This window comes from Cupriavidus sp. FW306-01-F10A (genome assembly GCF_058782785.1).
In genome coordinates, this window is record NZ_JBYSYA010000003.1 from 236,156 (window position 1) to 253,930 (window position 17,775).

The 17,775-nt window shown below is 69.1% G+C and carries 13 protein-coding genes; 8 read left to right on the forward strand and 5 right to left on the reverse strand.

Going from position 1 to position 17,775, the window contains the following annotated elements:
* Positions 1 to 12 precede the first annotated feature (12 nt).
* The 3 genes from AC3WLF_RS06615 to AC3WLF_RS06625 all read right to left on the reverse strand — a co-directional run bounded on the left by AC3WLF_RS06615 (position 13) and on the right by AC3WLF_RS06625 (position 3,281).
* Positions 13 to 1,230, reverse strand: a complete 1,218-nt coding sequence (locus tag AC3WLF_RS06615) for a cation:proton antiporter (protein ID WP_492357968.1) — start codon at positions 1,228 to 1,230, stop codon at positions 13 to 15.
* Positions 1,231 to 1,255: 25 nt separating this feature from the next.
* Positions 1,256 to 1,987: a 3-oxoacyl-ACP reductase FabG gene (gene fabG, locus AC3WLF_RS06620; protein ID WP_492355879.1), complete on the reverse strand. Its 732-nt coding sequence runs from the start codon at positions 1,985 to 1,987 to the stop codon at positions 1,256 to 1,258.
* 64 nt (positions 1,988 to 2,051) lie between these two features.
* Complete coding sequence (locus tag AC3WLF_RS06625) at positions 2,052 to 3,281, reverse strand: NAD(P)/FAD-dependent oxidoreductase (protein ID WP_492357969.1); 1,230 nt, start codon at positions 3,279 to 3,281, stop codon at positions 2,052 to 2,054.
* A gap of 298 nt (positions 3,282 to 3,579) precedes the next feature.
* On the opposite strand from AC3WLF_RS06625, the gene AC3WLF_RS06630 reads away from it, so the two are divergent.
* Both AC3WLF_RS06630 and AC3WLF_RS06635 read left to right on the forward strand, forming a co-directional pair.
* Positions 3,580 to 4,614, forward strand: a complete 1,035-nt coding sequence (locus AC3WLF_RS06630; protein ID WP_492357970.1) for an aldo/keto reductase — start codon at positions 3,580 to 3,582, stop codon at positions 4,612 to 4,614.
* A 223-nt stretch (positions 4,615 to 4,837) separates the two neighbouring features.
* Positions 4,838 to 8,104, forward strand: coding sequence for a transglycosylase domain-containing protein (locus AC3WLF_RS06635; protein ID WP_492357971.1), 3,267 nt, complete (start codon positions 4,838 to 4,840; stop codon positions 8,102 to 8,104).
* Here the strand turns inward: AC3WLF_RS06635 and AC3WLF_RS06640 are convergent.
* Together AC3WLF_RS06640 and AC3WLF_RS06645 are read right to left on the reverse strand one after the other, a co-directional pair.
* Positions 8,077 to 8,328, reverse strand: coding sequence for a GlsB/YeaQ/YmgE family stress response membrane protein (locus AC3WLF_RS06640; protein WP_492319441.1), 252 nt, complete (start codon positions 8,326 to 8,328; stop codon positions 8,077 to 8,079). The genes AC3WLF_RS06635 and AC3WLF_RS06640 overlap by 28 nt on opposite strands.
* A 122-nt stretch (positions 8,329 to 8,450) precedes the next feature.
* Positions 8,451 to 10,007, reverse strand: coding sequence for a methyl-accepting chemotaxis protein (locus AC3WLF_RS06645; RefSeq protein ID WP_492340393.1), 1,557 nt, complete (start codon positions 10,005 to 10,007; stop codon positions 8,451 to 8,453).
* Between the two features lie 460 nt (positions 10,008 to 10,467).
* Here AC3WLF_RS06645 and AC3WLF_RS06650 point away from each other — a divergent pair, with 460 nt between their 5' ends.
* From AC3WLF_RS06650 to AC3WLF_RS06675, 6 genes are all read left to right on the forward strand, one after another.
* Positions 10,468 to 11,124 (forward strand): PepSY-associated TM helix domain-containing protein, encoded by a 657-nt coding sequence (locus AC3WLF_RS06650; RefSeq protein ID WP_492319443.1) that lies wholly within the window; start codon positions 10,468 to 10,470, stop codon positions 11,122 to 11,124.
* Between the two features lie 55 nt (positions 11,125 to 11,179).
* Entirely contained in the window at positions 11,180 to 11,704 is a 525-nt protein-coding gene (locus tag AC3WLF_RS06655) for a DUF2271 domain-containing protein (RefSeq protein ID WP_492357972.1), read from the forward strand.
* An 18-nt stretch (positions 11,705 to 11,722) separates the two neighbouring features.
* Positions 11,723 to 12,562 (forward strand): DUF4198 domain-containing protein, encoded by an 840-nt coding sequence (locus tag AC3WLF_RS06660; RefSeq protein WP_058698784.1) that lies wholly within the window; start codon positions 11,723 to 11,725, stop codon positions 12,560 to 12,562.
* Positions 12,563 to 12,576: 14 nt separating this feature from the next.
* A complete protein-coding gene (locus AC3WLF_RS06665) occupies positions 12,577 to 13,584 on the forward strand; it encodes an FAD:protein FMN transferase (protein WP_492319444.1) in 1,008 nt (335 codons plus the stop codon).
* Positions 13,585 to 13,595: 11 nt separating this feature from the next.
* Positions 13,596 to 15,179 carry a sulfite reductase subunit alpha gene (locus AC3WLF_RS06670; protein ID WP_492355881.1) on the forward strand — a complete coding sequence of 528 codons (1,584 nt, stop codon included), beginning with the start codon at positions 13,596 to 13,598 and terminating at the stop codon, positions 15,177 to 15,179.
* Between the two features lie 125 nt (positions 15,180 to 15,304).
* A complete protein-coding gene (locus AC3WLF_RS06675; RefSeq protein WP_492357973.1) occupies positions 15,305 to 17,737 on the forward strand; it encodes a penicillin acylase family protein in 2,433 nt (810 codons plus the stop codon).
* The last annotated feature ends 38 nt before the right edge of the window (positions 17,738 to 17,775 follow it).

The window sequence follows — 17,775 nt, forward strand, 5'->3', positions numbered from 1 at the left end:
GCCGGATGGCGCTTAATGCGACCGGCCCCGCGCCACCAGCATCGTCAACGGCCGCGCCAGCAGCGTGCTGGCCAGCGCCATCAGCAGCAGCCCGGAAAACGCCGCGGTGCTGATGATGCGCGCGTCCAGCAGCACGGTCAGCACCACCACCTCGACCAGGCCCTTGGTCTGCAGCAGCGTGCCCAGCGCCAGCGATTCGCGCCAGCCCATGCCGGCGCGGCGCGCGGGCAGCGCCACGCCGGCCATCTTGCCGGTGATCGCGATGACCAGCGACAGCAACGCGATCCACAGTGTCATCGGATTATCCAGCGAGATCTCGGTGCGCAGTCCGGCGGCGAGGAAGAAGAAGGGCAGCAGCACCACCACCGTGACCGGTTCGAGCTGCTGGCGCACGCGCTGCGCTTCGCGCGCGGGCCATACCAGCCCGGCGACGAAGCCGCCCATCACATGGTGCAGCCCGGCCAGTTCGCCCAGGAATGCCGAGGCCAGCACCAGGAACAGCGCCATCGCCAGCAGCAGCTCGGTCTCCGGCGCGCGGCGGCGCAGCAGCCATGCCAGCGCGGGGCGCACCGCCAGGAACATGAACCCCAGGTAGGCACCGGCGCGGGCCGCCACGGTGAGGCCGCTGGCGCCGTCCTGGCCGCCATGCTGCAGCAGCACCAGGGTCAGGAACAGCCACACCCAGGCATCGTTGACGGCCGCGCAGCGCAAGGCCAGCTGGCCCAGGCGGGTGCCGGTCAGGCGCATTTCGCGCAGCAGCGCACCCAGCACCGGCAGCGCCGTGACGGCGGTGCAGATGCCCATGGCGCAGGCAAACCAGGAGGGGCTGGCCAGTTCCCCCGCGACCGGCCAGCCGGCCGTGGTCATCCACCAGCCGGCAGCGGCCCCCAGCGCGAACGGCGCCGCAATGCTGCCCAGCGAGATCTGCAGGGTCGCGCGCCAGTGCGCAGGCACGCTGTCTTCGCGCAGGTGCAGGCCGGTCAGGAAGCAGAACAGCGTCACCGCCAGCCACTGCAGGCCGGACAGCATCGGCAGGCGATCGGGGCCGAACAGCGCGGTCCAGCCCTGCGGCGCCAGCTGCCCGAACACCGACGGCCCCAGCACGATGCCGGCCAGCACCTGCACGCCGACCAGCGGAAACACCGAGCGCAGGCCGGCACCACGCCATAGCAGGTAGGGCAGGGCGACCACCAGCATCGCTTGCAGGAAGAAGATGCTGACCCCGTTCATGGGGCCACGCTGGCGACGACGCGCTTCATCCGAACATGCCCCCGTTGACCGAGATCACCTGGCGCGTGATATAGCCGGCGTCGGGCGACATCAGGAAGGCCACGGTCGCGGCCACTTCGTCGGGCGTGCCGAGCCGCCGCGCCGGGATCATGCGCAGCGCCTCGTCGCGCACGTGCTGCTCGACCATGTCGGTGTCGATCAGGCCGGGCGCCACGCAGTTGACCGTGATGGCGCGTTTGGCAAGTTCGATCGCCAGCGCCTTGGTGGCGCCGATGATGCCGGCCTTGGCCGCGCTGTAGTTGGTCTGGCCGCGGTTGCCCACCTGGCCCGAGACCGACGACAGCGTGACGATGCGCCCGGGCTGGCGCCGCTGCACCATCGGCATCACCACCGGGTTGAGCACGTTGTAGAAGGCGTCGAGGTTGGTGTGCACCACCTCGTCCCACTCGGCGCCGCTCATGGCCGGGAAGGCCGCGTCGCGCGCCAGGCCGGCGTTGCATACCACGCCGTAGTAGCAGTCATGGGCGGCGATATCGGCCAGCAGCGCGGCCGCGGCTTCCTCGCGCCTGGCCACGTCGAAGCACAACACGCGGGCTTTGCGGCCGCAGGCGCGCACCGCGTCGGCGACCGAGTCGGCTTCGTCGCGGCGCGAGCGGCAATGCACCACCACGTCATAGCCGTCGCGGGCCAGCCGCAGGGCGATGGCGCGCCCGATGCCGCGCGACGATCCCGTAACCAGCACGGTCGGATTGGTCATACCTGGTGTCCTTGAAAAGAGTCCTCTGCGCGCGCGAAAGCGGAACGCACGCGGATGCGGCGCATCATACGCGGCAGAATTCTTCCAGCACCGCCAGCCGGCGGCGTGGCTCGGCCACGAAGGGGTTGCTGCGGTCCCACGCGTAGCCGGCCAGGATCGACGAGATCATGTCGCGGATTTCGGAGTTGGCATTGGGATGGAAGATCAACTGCTGGAAGCGGCCCTCGTACCAGGCTTCGACAAAAACGCGGAAGCAGTCCACGCCGGCCTTGAGCGGCTGGGCGAAGTCCTTGTCCCAGTCCACGGTGTTGCCGGCAAGCTGGCGCAGCAGGCATTGCGCTGCCAGGCTGGCCGACTTGAAGGCGATGGTCACGCCGGACGAGAACACCGGGTCGAGGAACTCCCCGGCATTGCCGAGCAGTGCATAGCCGTTGCCCCACAGTGACTTCACATTGGCCGAATAGCCGGCGATCTGGCGCGCCGGGGTGTCCCACTGCGCGTTGCCAAGCAGCTTTGCCAGGCCGGGTTCCTCGGCCACCAGCGCCCGCAGCCGTTCGGTCTCGGTGCCGGTGTAGCGGTCCAGGAATGCCTTCTCGGCAACCACGCCCTGCGAGCAGCGGCCATCCGAGAACGGGATGGTCCAGTACCAGACGTCCGGGTGTTGCGGATGCACGCTGATCAGGATCTTGTTGCGGTCAAAGGCGCCTGGCGCGATGCGGTCTTCCACGTGGGTGAAGAGCGCGCTGCGCACCGGGAAGCCCGACGGCGATTCCAGCTGCAGCAGGCGCGGCAGGATGCGGCCAAAGCCGGAGGCATCGAGCAGGAACTTCGCGCGCACGGTGTACCGGCTGCCGTCCGGCGCACGCACGGTCACCTCAGGCTGCGCGCCGCTGACGTCGACGTCCTCGACCAGGTGCGAGAAGCGCACCTCGGCGCCCTGGCGCGCCGCCTCGCGGATCAGCACGTCGTCAAAGCGCGCGCGCTGCACCTGGTAGGTGGTGCCCCAGCCCGGCGAGAACTTCTCGCGGAAGTCGAAGGCGGTCTGCCGGTCGCCGCGCGAGAAGGCGGCGCCGTTCTTGTACTGGAAGCCCGCTTCCACCACCGCGCGCAGCATGCCTGCCTCTTCGATGTAGGCCATGCTCTGCGGCAGCAGGCTTTCGCCGATGGAAAAGCGCGGGAAGGTTTCCTTCTCGATCACCAGCACCGGAATCCCATGCTTGCGCAGCAAGCCGGCCGCGACCGAGCCCGCGGGCCCTGCGCCGATGATAACGACATCCGTGGTTTCCGTTTTCATAAGATTCGATTCTTTTCTTCTATTGCATGGAGGCCGCGAGGGTAGCGCAAAGCGTCATCCTCACGCGGCAAACGCAAGAATATGACTGCAAATTGGCTCCCGTTGGCCGGCCTGCAACATATTGAAACCAATTCTCCCGGGCTGGATACCCGATGGGCCGCACGGACACCGGCAGGGGGCCAGCAAGCCACGCCGACTCGCGGCAAAATGTGGAACCGTGGTCACAGCCTGCCGTTTCCGCCTGTGCCCTGTGCTTTCACCACCCCGACGCCATCCCACCCCATCCCAAGGAGCCACCATGCCCGCCACCACCATGCCTTACCGCCGCCTCGGCGCCAGCAACCTGCGCGTTTCGGCACTCTGCCTGGGCACCATGATGTTCGCCGACCAGACCGATGAGGCCGAAGCCGCCCGCATCGTTGCCAGCGCGCGCGACCACGGCGTGAACTTCATCGACACCGCCGACGTGTATACCAAGGGCGCGTCGGAGCAGATGGTCGGGCGCCTGCTGACCGCCAGCCGCCACGACTGGGTGCTTGCCACCAAGCTGGGCAACGCGATGCAGGCGGCGCCCAATCACGGCCACTATTCGCGGACCTGGATCTTGCGCGCGGTGGAGGACAGCCTGCACCGGCTGGCGACGGACTACATCGACATTCTCTACCTGCACCGCGACTATCCCGGCGCGAACCTGGAAGAGGCGGTGCGGGCGATGGGCGACCTGGTGCGCAGCGGCAAGATCCGCTACTGGGCGGTGTCGAACTTCCGCGGCTGGCGCATCGCGGAGATCGCACGGCTGTGCGGCGAGCTGGGCGTGCCGCGCCCGGTGGCGTGCCAGCCCTACTACAACCTGCTGAACCGGATGCCGGAGGTGGAGATCCTGCCGGCATGCGAGCACTACGGGCTGGGCGTGGTGCCCTACAGCCCGGTGGCGCGCGGCGTGCTGACCGGCAAGTACGCACCCGGGCAGGCACCGGGCGAGGGCACGCGCGCCGGCCGCGCCGACCGCCGCATGATGGAAACCGAGTTCCGCGAAGAATCGCTGGTGATCGCACAGCAGCTCAAGGTCCATGCCGAAGGGCGCGGGCTGACGCCGGGCCAGTTCGCCACGGCGTGGGTGCTGGCCAACCCGATCATCTCGTCGGTCATTGCCGGTCCGCGCACGCTGGCGCAATTCGAGGACTATCTGGGCGCTCCCGGTGCCGTCATCACACGCGAGGAAGAATCGATGGTCGATGCGCTGGTGTCGCCGGGTCATGCCTCGACGCATGGCTACAACGACCCGGGTTACCCGTTGGGGGGGCGGCCCGTGGCACGCGCGCAGGCAGCCTGATGACCCTTTCGGACAGGGGCGCAATGTGGCGCAGGCGCTGCCTGGAGTGATGCCTGTATGCAACGGCACGATGCCCGCGCGCGCGCTTGCTGCAGGCTGCCTTTACTCCTACTAATATCAAGACAGGCGGCGCGCGGCGTGCGCGCGCCGCGAGAACATAGCGCTTCGAGCCGGTGCATGGCAGCGCCTGCGCGCTGCATCGGCCCAACAGGGAAGCCCAAACGTGTCGCGTCGTGGCTGGATCTTCGCTGGCTTGGCGGTCGCCCTTGGTGGGGGCGCCTATGTCGTGTACAGCTTTGTCGCAAGCGAAGTGCGCAACTCGCACTTGCAGGCGCGGCTGATCGGCAGCCTGGGGCAGCGACTGACATTCGAGATCCAGCCGGGCGCCAGCGACAGCATCCGTTTCCCGCATTCCGGGCCCTATGACGCCCGCATGGGCTACGGCCGGATGCCGCTGTTCGCGCAGCGGCTGGAGCAGCGCGGCTACGTTCCTGCCGAACAGGCGCGCATGTCGCCCGACATGGTGCGGCTGATCGACGAAGGCCTGTTCACGCCCTACCGCGAGAAAAACCAGGCGGGCCTGCTGCTGCGCGACTGCAACGGGCTGACGCTGGCGTTCGAGCGTTATCCGCAGCGCCAGTACCCGGACTTCGGCGCGGTGCCGCCACTGCTGGTGAGCGCCTTGCTCTATGTCGAGAACCAGGGCCTGCTCAACCCGGAATACCCCAATATGAACCCGGCGCTGGACTGGCGCCGGCTGTCGCGCGCGGTGCTTGACCAGGTGATCCGGCTTGCCGACAAGTCGCATGACGCGCCCGGCGGCAGCACGCTGGCCACGCAGATCGAGAAATACCGGCACTCGCCCGAAGGCCGCACCGCATCGATCCCCGAGAAATTCCGCCAGATGGCGTCGGCGTCGCTGCGTGCCTACCTGGACGGCCCCGACACCCAGCGCGCGCGCGAGCGCATCGTGGTCGACTACCTGAACACGGTGCCGCTGTCGGCGCGCGCCGGCTTCGGCGAGATCAACGGCATCGGCGATGGGCTCTGGGTCTGGTATGGCGAGGACTTCGGCGAGGTCAACCGGCTGCTCAAGGAACTGGACCAGCGCGCGCCCGATCCGCGCCAGGCGCAGGCCTTCAAGCGCGCGCTGTCGCTGATCATCTCGCAGCGCCGCCCGTCCTACCACCTGCGCCGCGACGACACCAACCTGGATGCGCTGACCGGCAGCTACCTGCGCCTGCTGGCGGCCAACAATGTCATCACCGCCGAGCTGCGCGACGCGGCGCTGGCGCAGCCGCTGGACAAGGCCGCGCCACCCCAGAGCCCGCCGCAGGAGCCCTTTGTCACGCGCAAGGCCGTCAACCGGGTGCGCGCCGATATCACCCGGCTGACGGGGGTGGAGAGCCGCTACGACATGGACCGGCTCGACCTGAGCGTGGACAGCACCGTTAACCGCGAGGCGCAGCGCATCGTCACCGAGACCCTGCAGCGCGTGAACAACAAGGCCGATGCGCGCGCCATGGGCCTGTACGGCCACAACCTGCTGCGCGACCACGACGATCCGTCGAAGCTGATGACGAGCTTCACGCTGTATGAGCGCGTGGGCAATGCCAGCGTGGTGCGGATCCAGGCCGACAATATCGACCAGCCCTTTGATATCAACAGCGGCGCGCGCCTGAACCTGGGTTCCACTGCCAAGCTGCGCACGCTGGTGACCTACCTGGAGATCATCAGCGAGCTGCACGCACGCTACGCCGGCATGACCAGCGCCCAGCTGGCCGCGGTGCCGCTGGCACGCCAGGATGCGCTCAGCCACTGGGCGGTCGAATACTTGCTGAAGGCGCGCAAGCCCGCCGAGCGCGAGCTGATGGCCATGCTCGAGGCCGCCATGGAGCGCAAGTACTCGGGCGGCGCCGGCGAAGCCTTCTACACCGGCGGCGGCCTGCAGAGCTTCACCAACTTCGAGCGTGAATCGGGCATGCGCAACCTGACGGTGCGGACCGCATTCCAGCACTCGGTCAACCTGGTCTTCATCCGCATGATGCGCGACATCGTGCGCTACGAGACCTTCCACGCCAGCCCGGACATTGGCGAGCTCTTCGATGACCGCGACGCGCCCGGCCGGCGCGCCTACCTGGAGCGCTTTGCCGACCAGGAGGGCAGCGCCTACATGACGAACTTTTACCAGCGCTACCGCGGCAAGAGTTCTGAGCTGCGCCTGACCACGCTGCTGGGCCGCGTGCGCATGACTACGCCGCACCTGAACGCGGTGCGCATGTCGGTGACACTGCTGAGCGCGCGGCCGCAGCTGGACGAGGACAGCTACATCCGCATCATGCGCGCCCGCCTGGGCGACAAGCAGCTGGCCGGCGAAGACCTGAGTGCGCTGTACCGCAAGTACGGCAAGGACAAGTTCAACCTGAACGACCGGGGCTACCTGTCACGGGTGCATCCGCTGGAACTGTGGATGGTGGAGTACCTCGACCAGCACCCCGACGCGACCCTGGCAGAGATCCTGAAGGCCAGCACCGCCGAGCGCCAGGAAGTGTACAAATGGCTGTTCCGCACGCGCAGCAAGGCCGGCCAGGACAACCGCATCCGCACGCTGCTGGAGCAAGATGCCTTCACGCGGATTGCGCGGCGCTGGCAGCGGCTGGGCTATCCGTTCGATTCCCTGACACCGTCGTACGGCAGCGCCATCGGTGCCGCGGGCGACCGGCCGGCCGCGCTGGCGGAGCTGGCCGGCATCCTGCTGGCGGGCGGCGTGGTCACGCAGAACACGGCGGTGCGCAGCCTGGCGTTTGCCGACGGCACGCCGTACGCCACGCGCTACGTGCTGCAGCCGGGCCCGGGCAAGCGGGTCTTGCCGGCCGAGGTGGCAGAGCTGGCACGGCGCTCGATGCTGGACGTGGTGGAGCGCGGCACTGCCAAGTCGATTCGCGGCGCCTTCACGGTGCCGGGGCGTGATGGCGCCACGCTGGCGGTGGCGGGCAAGACCGGCACCGGCGACCAGCGCTACCAGGTCTACGGGCCGGGTGGGCGGCTGATTTCGTCGCGCTCGGTGAACCGCTCGGCCACCTTTGTGTTCACGCTGGGCGAGCGCTTCTTCGGCACCGTGGTGGTCAATGTGAGAGAACCCTATGCGGCGCGCTACAGCTTTACCAGCGCGCTGGCGGTGCGGGTCCTGCGGGCGATCGCGCCGCAGGTGTCGGCGATGGCGCCGGGTGGCGACCGCGCGCTGCTGCGCTGCCGCGATGCTGCGCCCGGGCTGCGTACGCCGCGCGTGCCCACCATGGCCGCGCCGGCCGATGCCGTGCCTGGCGCCGCGCTGGCCCAGGGTCTCCAGGCGCCGGCGCGCAGCGGCAAGCCCGATGCTGCCGCGGTACCGCAGGCGCCTGCCGCGCCCGAGGTACCGGACCTGGCCGACGCCAACGATGCCGTTGGCGTGCGCCGCGCCAGTCAGCCCTTGCGCCGGACCATGCCGTAGATCACCAGCAGCACGATCGCGCCAAGCACCGACGCGATCCACCCGGCCGGCTGGCCCGGCTGGTACCAGCCCATGGCGCGGCCGACGTAGCCGGCAGCCAGCGAGCCCAGCACGCCCAGGACGATGGTCATGATCCAGCCCATCTTGTCGTCGCCGGGTTTGACCGCCCTGGCGATCAGGCCGACGATCAGGCCAACGAACACGGTGCCAATGAATGCCATCATGATGCGCTCTCCCGGTAGTGGTCAGAGTCCATGCCGACCGCATGGGGCGGCCGGCTGCGCTTCATGATACACGCAGCAGTCTGGTGCGTATGACGCCCAAGTGACAAGCGGCGGCGCTGCCGTCAAGCCTGCGCCAGCCGGAACTGGCCGACCGCGTGATGCAGCGCGTCGGCCTGGTCTTCCAGCGAGGCGGCGGCGGCCGCGGCTTCTTCCACCAGCGCGGCGTTCTGCTGCGCCATCTGGTCCATCTGCGACACCGCCTGGTTGACCTGCTCGATGCCGCCGGTCTGCTCCTCGGTGGCCGCGCGCATCTCGGCCATCAGGTCGGTCACGCGCTTGACCGCGCCGACGATCTCGTCCATGGCCTTGCCCGCGCTTTCCACCAGCACCGCGCCGTCGTCAACGCGCTGCGCCGAGTTGCCGATCAGCGCCTTGATCTCCTTGGCCGCGGTGGCGCTGCGCTGTGCCAGCGTGCGCACCTCGCCGGCCACCACCGCGAAGCCGCGGCCCTGGTCGCCGGCCCGCGCCGCTTCCACTGCCGCGTTGAGCGCGAGGATGTTGGTCTGGAAGGCAATGCCCTCGATCACGCCGATGATGTCGACCACCTTGCCCGAGGCGTTCTTGATCTCGCCCATGGTGTCCACCACCTGGCTGACAATGGTGCCGCCGCGCACGGCGATGTCCGATGCGCCTTCGGCCAGGTGGCTGGCCTGGCGCGCGTTCTCGGCGCTCTGGCGCACGGTGCTGGTGAGCTGCTCCATGCTGGCGGCGGTTTCCTGCAGCGACGCGGCCTGTTCTTCGCTGCGGCGCGACAGGTCGGCGTTGCCCGCGGCGATCTGCTTGGCCGCGCCCGCGATCGAATCGGCCGAGCCGCGGATGCTGCCGATCGCGCCGGTCAGGCGCGCCTGCATGCGCTGCATCGCATAGAGGACGCTGTGCTCGTCGCCGGGGCGCACCTCGACCTGGCTGCCGAGGTCGCCTTCGGCAATGCGCGCGGCGATGTGCGCCGTGGTGGCGGGCTCGCCGCCCAGCTGGCGCTGCAGGCTGGCGGCCACGCGCACCATCACCAGCGACATCAGCAGGCCAACCCCCAGCAGGATGCCGAACGCCTTCATCAGCTCGGCGCGGAACGCCGCCTCGATGTCGTCCAGGTACAGGCCCGCGATGAAGTTCCAGTCCCACGGGCGGAAGTTGGCCACGTAGCTCAGCTTGGGCTGCGGCGCTTCGGCGCCGGGCTTGGGCCACAGGTATTCGACGAAGCCCTTGCCAGGCCCTTTGCCGATCTCGGCGATGTCGCGGAACAGGTAGACGCCGTTGGGGTCCCTGGTGCCTTCCATGGCCTTGCCGTTCATCTCCGGCTTGAACGGATGCATCAGCACCACGGTGTCCGAGCGCATCAGCGTGAAATAGCCATCGCTGCCGAAGCGCATCGCGCGCACGCGCTCGATGGCCTGCTTCCTGGCCTCGTCCTGCGTCAGCTTGCCGGCCTTGGCCAGCGCCTCGTACTCGGCCACCACCGAGAATGCCGTGTCGGTGACGTGGGCCAGGTCCAGGCGCCGCTCTTCCATGCGTAGCGTGCGGATCTGCCACGCGTTCCACAGCGTGATGCCGAGCAGGCAGATCCAGCTCAGCACCAGCGGCAATAACAGCTTCTTCTTCAGGCTCAGGTTGTGCAGCATTGCTTCCACTCCTCCATATTCCGCGCACTGCGCGTTTCTTGTCGGCGACACGCCGGCGGCGTCATGCATCGGTGGCGCCTGTCGCATGCGTGTGAGTCATCGCCTTAACGGCGCAGGAGGCAACTAACTTGACCGGGGAATTTCACCCCTTCGGGTGATGTGGTTGATTGGCTTGCATGTGCCGTCGGGCTTGTGCATTGCACATCTCTTCCAGCGAATCGGAGCGCCGCGGACAAGTGATCCGTCCCGCTGCTTCACGTTGTAACGCGCTGTAATCCAGCGCCCACCCCGAACCGTTTGCGATTTCAAATGCGAACGATTATCCTTCTCTCTTCCGCCAGCCATTGTGCAGACAATGGCACACCTGAGCGCCGTGTGACGCGCACAAGGGGCGCTACAGCTATCCGTACACAAGGCAAGACCGGGCCACCACTTGGGCTGCGCCCGCCGACCAACCGCAATGACCGAAACCCAGCCGGCCTCCGGCCAGCAGCGCCGTGCCTTCTGGCTCAAGCATCTCCACCAGTGGCACTGGATCAGTTCCGCGATCTGCCTGATCGGGATGCTGCTGTTTGCCGTCACCGGCTTCACGCTCAACCACGCCGCACAAATCGAGGCCAGGCCCGCGGTCGAGACGCGTCACGCCACCATGCCCACGCGTGTGCTCGACCAGGTGCGAGCCGAAGCGCCGGCGGGCGATGCCCAGGCGCGTGAAAAGAAGGCGCCGGTGCCGCCGGTGCTGGCCGACTGGCTGGCGCAGGCGCTGGACATCGACGCCAGCGGGCGCGAGGCCGAATGGTCCGCCGACGAGATCTACGTGGCGCTGCCGCGTCCGGGTGGCGACGCCTGGGTCAGCCTGGAACTCGACAGCGGCGAAGCCCAGTACGAGAAAACCACGCGCGGCGCCATCTCCTACCTGAACGACCTGCACAAGGGCCGCAACACCGGCGCCGCGTGGAGCCTGTTCCTGGATGTGTTCGCGCTGGCGTGCCTGGTCTTCAGCGTGACCGGCCTGTTCCTGCTCAAGCTGCATGCGGCCGGGCGCGTGGGGACCTGGCCGCTGGTGGGGCTGGGGCTGGTGGTCCCGGTGCTGCTGGCGCTCCTGTTTATCCATTGAGTCAACCATTCCAACCGTTTTCCTTCCTGCATCTCACTGACGAGGTTTCTCCGATATGCGCCGACTGCTCACCGTCACCCTGACCGGCATGGCCGCGGTTCCCCTGGCCGGCCCCGCGCTGGCCGCGGACCTGAACGTCAAGGTCGAAATCCCGCGCCTGACCGTGGCCGAGTACCACCGCCCCTATGTGGCGATGTGGGTCGAGCGCGCTGACCAGAGCCCGGTGCAGACCCTGGCGGTCTGGTACGACGGCAAGCTCAAGGACGGCGAAGGCACCAAGTGGCTCAAGGACATGCGCCAGTGGTGGCGCAAGGCCGGCCGCGATCTGCACATGCCGGCCGACGGCATCTCCGGTGCCACGCGCTCGCCGGGCGAGCACGGCGTGAGCTTCAGCGACGGCAAGGCGCCGCTGGGCAAGCTGCCCGCCGGCAACTACCAGCTGGTGGTGGAAGCCGCGCGTGAAGTGGGCGGGCGCGAACTGCTGCGCGTGCCGTTCACATGGCCGCCGCAAGCCGCACAGACCGCCCGCGCCAAGGGCGAACACGAACTCGGCGGCGTGACCGTCGAACTGAAGCCGTAATCCTTCCGGAGCCAGACGATGAAACCTTCCCTGATGTCCGCCGCATCTACCCGCATGGCCACGCGCGTGGCCGTGCTCGCCCTGGCCGCCCTGGCGCCGCTGGCCGCGCACGCGCACCGCCAGTGGCTGCTGCCGTCGGCCACCGTGCTGTCCGGCAGCGATCCGTGGGTGACCGTGGACGCCGCTGTCTCCAACGACCTGTTCTATTTCGAGCACGTGCCGATGCGGCTCGACAACCTGCAGGTGACCGCGCCCGACGGCAGCGCCGTCAAGGCCGAGAACGCTGCCACCGGCAAGTACCGCAGCACCTTCGACCTGCACCTGACCCAGCCCGGCACCTACCGCGTGGCGGTGGTCAACAACGGCCTGTTCGCCAGCTACAAGGTCGACGGCCAGGCCAAGCGCTGGCGCGGTTCGGCCGAGAACTTCGCCAAGGAAGTCCCGGCCAATGCGCAGGACCTGCAGGTCACCCAGGCCGAAGGCCGCATCGAATCCTTCGTCACCGCCGGCAAGCCCAGCGACAAGGGCCTGCGCACCGCCGGCCGCGGCCTGGAACTGGCTCCGATCACGCACCCGAACGACCTGGTCGCGGGCGACACCGCCAGCTTCCGCATGCTGCTCGACGGCAAGCCCGCCAGCAACCTGAAGGTCTCGGTGGTGCCGGGCGGCATCCGCTACCGCGACCAGCTGCAGGAGTTCAGCGCCACCACCGACGCCGACGGCAAGTTCAGCGTCAAGTGGCCGGCCCCAGGCATGTACTGGATGGAAGCCGAGGTGAAGGACGACAAGACCACCTTCAAACAGGCCAAATCGCGCCGTGCCGTCTATGCGGTGACGGTCGAAGTGCTGCCGCAATAAGCCGGTTGCCGGGTTTGAACCGCGTCCTGGTACCTGTCGCGCTGACCGCGCCGCCGCAGCCGCCCGCAGCCGATACGCGGCTGCAGCGCTGGGGCGGCCAGACCATGGGCACGACCTGGTCGGTGGCGGCGCCGCTGCCGCCGGCGACGGATGCGGACGCCATCGCCGCCGGCATCCGGGCCGTGCTCGATGGCGTGATCGCGCAGATGAGCAACTGGGAAGCGGATTCTGACCTGAGCCGTTTCAACCGCGCGGCACCCGGCAGCTGGCACGCGCTGCCTGAAGACTGCTTCATGGTGCTGCAATGCGCGCTGCAGGTGGCGCGCGACAGCGGTGGCGCCTATGACCCGAGCGCCGGTCCGCTGGTCGACCTGTGGGGCTTCGGCCCAGCACCGGCGCGCACCGCGCCGCCGTCGCCAGACGCGGTGCAGGCCACGCGCGGCCGCTGCGGCTGGGCCCGCATCGAAGTCGATGCCACGGGCCGGCGCGCTTGGCAGCCGGGGGGCGTGTCGCTGGACTTCTGCGCCATCGCCAAGGGCTTTGCCGTCGACGCGGTGGCAGGCTACCTGTGTGAGCAGGGCCTTGACCACCACCTGACCGAGATCGGCGGCGAACTGCGCGGCCATGGCGTCAAGCCCGACGGCATGCCGTGGTGGGTCGCGCTGGAATCACCCCCCGGCCTGGACTGCGATGCCGGGGGGCAGACGCTGGTGGCGCTGCACGGCCTGTCCATCGCCACCTCCGGCGACTATCGCCGCTATTTCGACAGTGACGGTCGCCGCTACGCGCATACCATCGATCCGCGCACCGGCTATCCGGCCAGCCACGCGCTGGCCTCGGTCACGGTCATCCATGCGCAGTGCATGCTGGCCGATGCGCTGTCCACCGCGCTGACGGTGCTGGGCCCAGAGGCCGGCATGGCGCACGCGCGCCGCCAGGGCATTGCCGCGCGCTTCCTGGTGCGCACGCCGGGCGGTTTCGATGAACATCTTTCGCCGGCCTTTGCCGCGATGCTGGCATGAGGGCGAAGGCCATGCCGTCCGCCATCGCCGGCGCAAGCTGGCTTGCCGTTGCCGGCGGCATCGCGCTGTCCGTGCTGGGCCCGTCGCGCATGGCCATGGCGGCCGGCGTGGTGGCGGCCTATGCGGGCTTCTGCAGCGCGGTGGTTGCCCACTATCGCCAGCGGCGCGCGCGCGCGGCCGCACTGGCTGGCACGGAAGAGGGCGCGACGCTGGTTGCCTATGCCTCCCAGACCGGGTTTGCCGAACAGCTGGCGCTGCAGACCGCCACCGCGCTGCAAGGCGCGGGCGTGCCGGTGCAACTGCTCTCGCTGGCCGATGTCGATGCGCAGCGCCTGCAGGCATGCCGCCAGGCGCTGTTCCTGGTCAGCACCACCGGCGAGGGCGACGCCCCCGACAGCGCGTCCGGTTTTTCACGCCGCTTGCTGGCCGGCGCTGATGGCCTGCAGTCTTTGCGCTATGGCATCCTCGCGCTCGGCGACAGCAGCTACGCGCGCTTCTGCGCTTTCGGCCACAAGCTCGACGGCTGGCTGCAGCGCCACCGTGCGCAGCCGCTCTTTGATCTGGTCGAAGTCGACAACGGGGACGCAGGCGCCCTGCGCCACTGGCAGAACCACCTGTCGGCCCTGAGCGGCGGCGCGGAAATTGCCGACTGGGAACGGCCGCGCTATGACAGCTGGCGGCTCGCGCAACGCCATCATTTGAACCCCGGCAGCCAGGGTGCGCCGGTGTTCCACCTGTCGCTGGCGCCGCAGGGCGATGCGGCAATGGACTGGCAAGCCGGCGACATCGCCGAGATCGGCCCGTGCCACGCGCCGGCCGAGGTTGAACGGCTGTTGGCGCGGCTTGGCCTCGACGGCGCCACACCGGTGCGCTGCGACGGCCGCGACGCCACGCTCGCCGAGGCGCTGGGCACACGCATGCCGCTGCCTGAGGCGCACTTCGCGGCGATGCTGGGCCTGCCGCCGCAGCAACTGGTGGACACGCTGCCGCCGCTGCCGCACCGCGAGTATTCGATCGCCTCGCTGCCGCGGGACGGGCAACTCGAACTGCTGGTGCGGCAGACCCGCTACGACGACGGCCGCCTCGGCCTGGCCTCCGGCTGGCTGACCGAGCACGCGCCCGTGGGTACCCGCATCGCGCTGCGCATCCGCACCAACCGCAGCTTCCACCCGCCGACTGACGACCGGCCCCTGATCCTGGTCGGCAACGGCACCGGGCTGGCCGGGCTGCGCGCCCAGCTCAAGGCCCGCGCCGCGGCCGGGCAGCGCCGCAACTGGCTGCTGTTCGGCGAGCGCTCGGCGCAGCATGACGCGTTCTTTGCCGGGGAACTGGCCGCATGGCAGGCCGACGGCACGCTGCAGCGCGTGGACCATGCCTGGTCGCGCGACGGCGGCGCGCCGCGCTACGTGCAGGACGCCGTGCGCGCGCAGGGCGATACGGTGCGCCAATGGGTGGCGGACGGCGCCGCCATCTATGTCTGCGGCAGCCTGCAGGGCATGGCCGGCGGCATCCATGACGCACTGGCCGGGATCCTCGGCGCAGACGCGCTGCGCCGGCTTGCCGACGACGGCCGCTACCGGCGCGACGTCTACTGAGCGAACCCGCAGCGGCACGCGCCGTGCGGAGATCGGCCGCGCGGCTCGCGCGCTGGCCGGGGATGCACTATCTTCGGTGTGAACTGCAAGACATCTGCAGCCAATCACAACACCGAGGAGACCTGATGTTACGCACCCCCCGCCGCCTGGCCGCTGCGCTGGCCCTGCTCGCCGCCACCATCCCGGCCGCCATGGCCGAAGCCCCCGCCCGCAACAACGTGCTGGCCGTGCCCGGCCTGGAAAAGCCCGCAAGCGTGCTGGTCGACCGCTGGGGCGTGCCGCATATCTATGCCGGCACGCTCTACGACGCCTTCTTCGTGCAGGGCTTCATGGCCGCGCGCGACCGCCTGTGGCAGATCGACCTGTGGCGCAAGCGCGGACTCGGCGAGATGGCCAGGGACTTCGGCCCGGCCTATGCCGATGGCGACCGCATGGCGCGCGCGGTGCTGTTCCGCGGCGACATGTACCGCGAATGGCTAGCCTATGGCTCCGACGCCAAGCGCGTGGCCGAGGCCTTCGTGGCCGGGGTGAACGCCTATGTGGCGCTGACCGAGCAGAAGCCCGAGCTGCTGCCGCCGGAATTCCGCAAGCTCAACTACAAGCCTGCGCGCTGGCGCGCCGACGATATCGTGCGCATCCGCCACCACGGCCTGACGCTCAACTTCACCGGCGAAGTCGAACGCGCCCAGCTCTATTGCCAGGCCAGGCAGGACGCCCCGCGTGCCGACTGGCTGCGCCGCGAACTCGACCCGCAGATCGAGCCCAGGCTCAGCCCCGGCATCGACCCCTGCACGGTTCCCGCCGCCGAACTGCGCCGCGCCTACGAACTGGCCACCGCCGCAGCGCGCTTCCCGAAAGAGGCGTGGGGCAATGTGCAGGCCGCCAGCATCTCGCTCGACCAGCTCTACGCACTGGTGGACCCCAACAGCGATACCGGCCGCAGCCTCGGGTCGAACAACTGGGTCATCGGCGGCAAGCGCACCACCACCGGCCGCCCGATCCTGGCCAACGACCCGCACCGCTCGCACGGCGCGCCCAGCCTGCGCTATATCAGCCACCTGAACGCGCCGGGGATGTCGGTGATCGGCGCGGGCGAGCCGTTCCTGCCCGGCATCTCGATCGGGCACAACGGCACCATCGCTTTCGGCCTGACGCGCTTCTACATGGACCAGGAAGACCTGTACGGCTACGAGCTCAATCCGGCCAACCCGCATGAGTACAAGTACAAGGGCCGCTGGGAACCGATGGCGACCATCACCGAAGAGATCGTGGTCAAGGGCGAGTCCGCGCCGCGCAAGGTCACCATCGACTTCACGCGCCACGGCCCGGTGCTGGTCGCCGATGCCGGCCGCGCGCAGGCCTGGGCGCTGCGCGCCGCGTGGCTCGACTACGGCATGGCGCCGTACTTCGGCTCGATGGACTATATGCGCGCGCGCAACTGGGACCAGTTCCGCGCCGCCATGAACCGCTGGGGCGCGCCTGGCGAGAACCAGGTCTATGCCGACACCAGCGGCAATATCGGCTGGATCCCGGGCGGGCTGACCGTCAAGCGGCCCAACTGGGACGGCCTCACGCCGGTGGCCGGCGATGGCCGCTACGAGTGGGCCGGCTACCGCAACATGGACGAGCTGCCATGGGCCTATAACCCCGCGCCAGGCTACATCGTCACCGCCAACGAGAACAACATCCCGCCCGAGCACCCGGCCGCGAAACTTGGCGTGGGCTATGAATGGAGCGACAGCTCGCGCGCGCGCCGGCTCAAGGCCGTGGTGGGCGCCAATGCGCGCAGCTCGGTGCAGGACTCGATGGCGTGGCAGAACGACACCGTGTCGCTGCCGGCCCAGCGCGTGGTGGCGCTGCTGAAGGACGTGCGCAGCGACGACCCGCAACTGGCCCGCGGCCTGGACCTGCTGCGCGGCTGGGACGGCAACGAGCGCGCCGACAGCGCCGCAGCGGCATTGTTCGAAGTCTGGTTCAGCAAACACCTGCGCCAGGCCGTGGTGCGCGCCGCGCTGACGCCCGAAGCCGCACGCCTGGTCGGTGCCGGCGATGCCGCGCGCGTGGTGGCGGTGCTGGAGCAGCCCGGTCCGTGGATGCCGGTGGAGCGCCGCAATGCGGTGATGCTCGAATCGCTGAAGGCCGCCATGGCGGAAGCGGAAGGCAAGCTCGGCCCCGACCCGCGCGCATGGCAATGGGGCAAGCTCCACACCGCCGTGTTCACGCATCCGATGGACCCGATCCTGAGCGATGCGGAACGCCAGCAGTTCAATGTCAACGCCGGTCCGATCGGCGGCTCGGCTTTCACGCCGATGAACACCAGCTACCGCAATACCGACTTCCGGCTGACCGCCGGCGCGTCGTTCCGCATGGTGCTGGATGTGGGCAACTGGGATGCCTCGCGCGTGATCAACACGCCGGGGCAGTCGGGCAATCCCGCCAGCCCGCATTACCGCGACCTGGCGCCGCTGTGGGCCAAGGGGGAGTATTTCCCGCTGGTGTATACGCGCAAGGCGGTGGAGAAGGCCAGCCGGGAGCGGTTGGAGTTGGTGCCGCAGTAAGTGGGGCAACCCATGCGTTTGAAGTAGCCATCAAGCCT

What these genes read in the sequence shown, in the direction of transcription:
- AC3WLF_RS06615 (WP_492357968.1), bottom strand. Translation starts at nt 1,230, where the DNA reads ATGAACGGGGTCAGCATCTTCTTCCTGCAAGCGATGCTGGTGGTCGCC.
- fabG (WP_492355879.1), bottom strand. Translation starts at nt 1,987, where the DNA reads ATGACCAATCCGACCGTGCTGGTTACGGGATCGTCGCGCGGCATCGGG.
- AC3WLF_RS06625 (WP_492357969.1), bottom strand. Translation starts at nt 3,281, where the DNA reads ATGAAAACGGAAACCACGGATGTCGTTATCATCGGCGCAGGGCCCGCG.
- AC3WLF_RS06630 (WP_492357970.1), top strand. Translation starts at nt 3,580, where the DNA reads ATGCCCGCCACCACCATGCCTTACCGCCGCCTCGGCGCCAGCAACCTG.
- AC3WLF_RS06640 (WP_492319441.1), bottom strand. Translation starts at nt 8,328, where the DNA reads ATGATGGCATTCATTGGCACCGTGTTCGTTGGCCTGATCGTCGGCCTG.
- AC3WLF_RS06645 (WP_492340393.1), bottom strand. Translation starts at nt 10,007, where the DNA reads ATGCTGCACAACCTGAGCCTGAAGAAGAAGCTGTTATTGCCGCTGGTG.
- AC3WLF_RS06650 (WP_492319443.1), top strand. Translation starts at nt 10,468, where the DNA reads ATGACCGAAACCCAGCCGGCCTCCGGCCAGCAGCGCCGTGCCTTCTGG.
- AC3WLF_RS06655 (WP_492357972.1), top strand. Translation starts at nt 11,180, where the DNA reads ATGCGCCGACTGCTCACCGTCACCCTGACCGGCATGGCCGCGGTTCCC.
- AC3WLF_RS06660 (WP_058698784.1), top strand. Translation starts at nt 11,723, where the DNA reads ATGAAACCTTCCCTGATGTCCGCCGCATCTACCCGCATGGCCACGCGC.
- AC3WLF_RS06670 (WP_492355881.1), top strand. Translation starts at nt 13,596, where the DNA reads ATGCCGTCCGCCATCGCCGGCGCAAGCTGGCTTGCCGTTGCCGGCGGC.
- AC3WLF_RS06675 (WP_492357973.1), top strand. Translation starts at nt 15,305, where the DNA reads ATGTTACGCACCCCCCGCCGCCTGGCCGCTGCGCTGGCCCTGCTCGCC.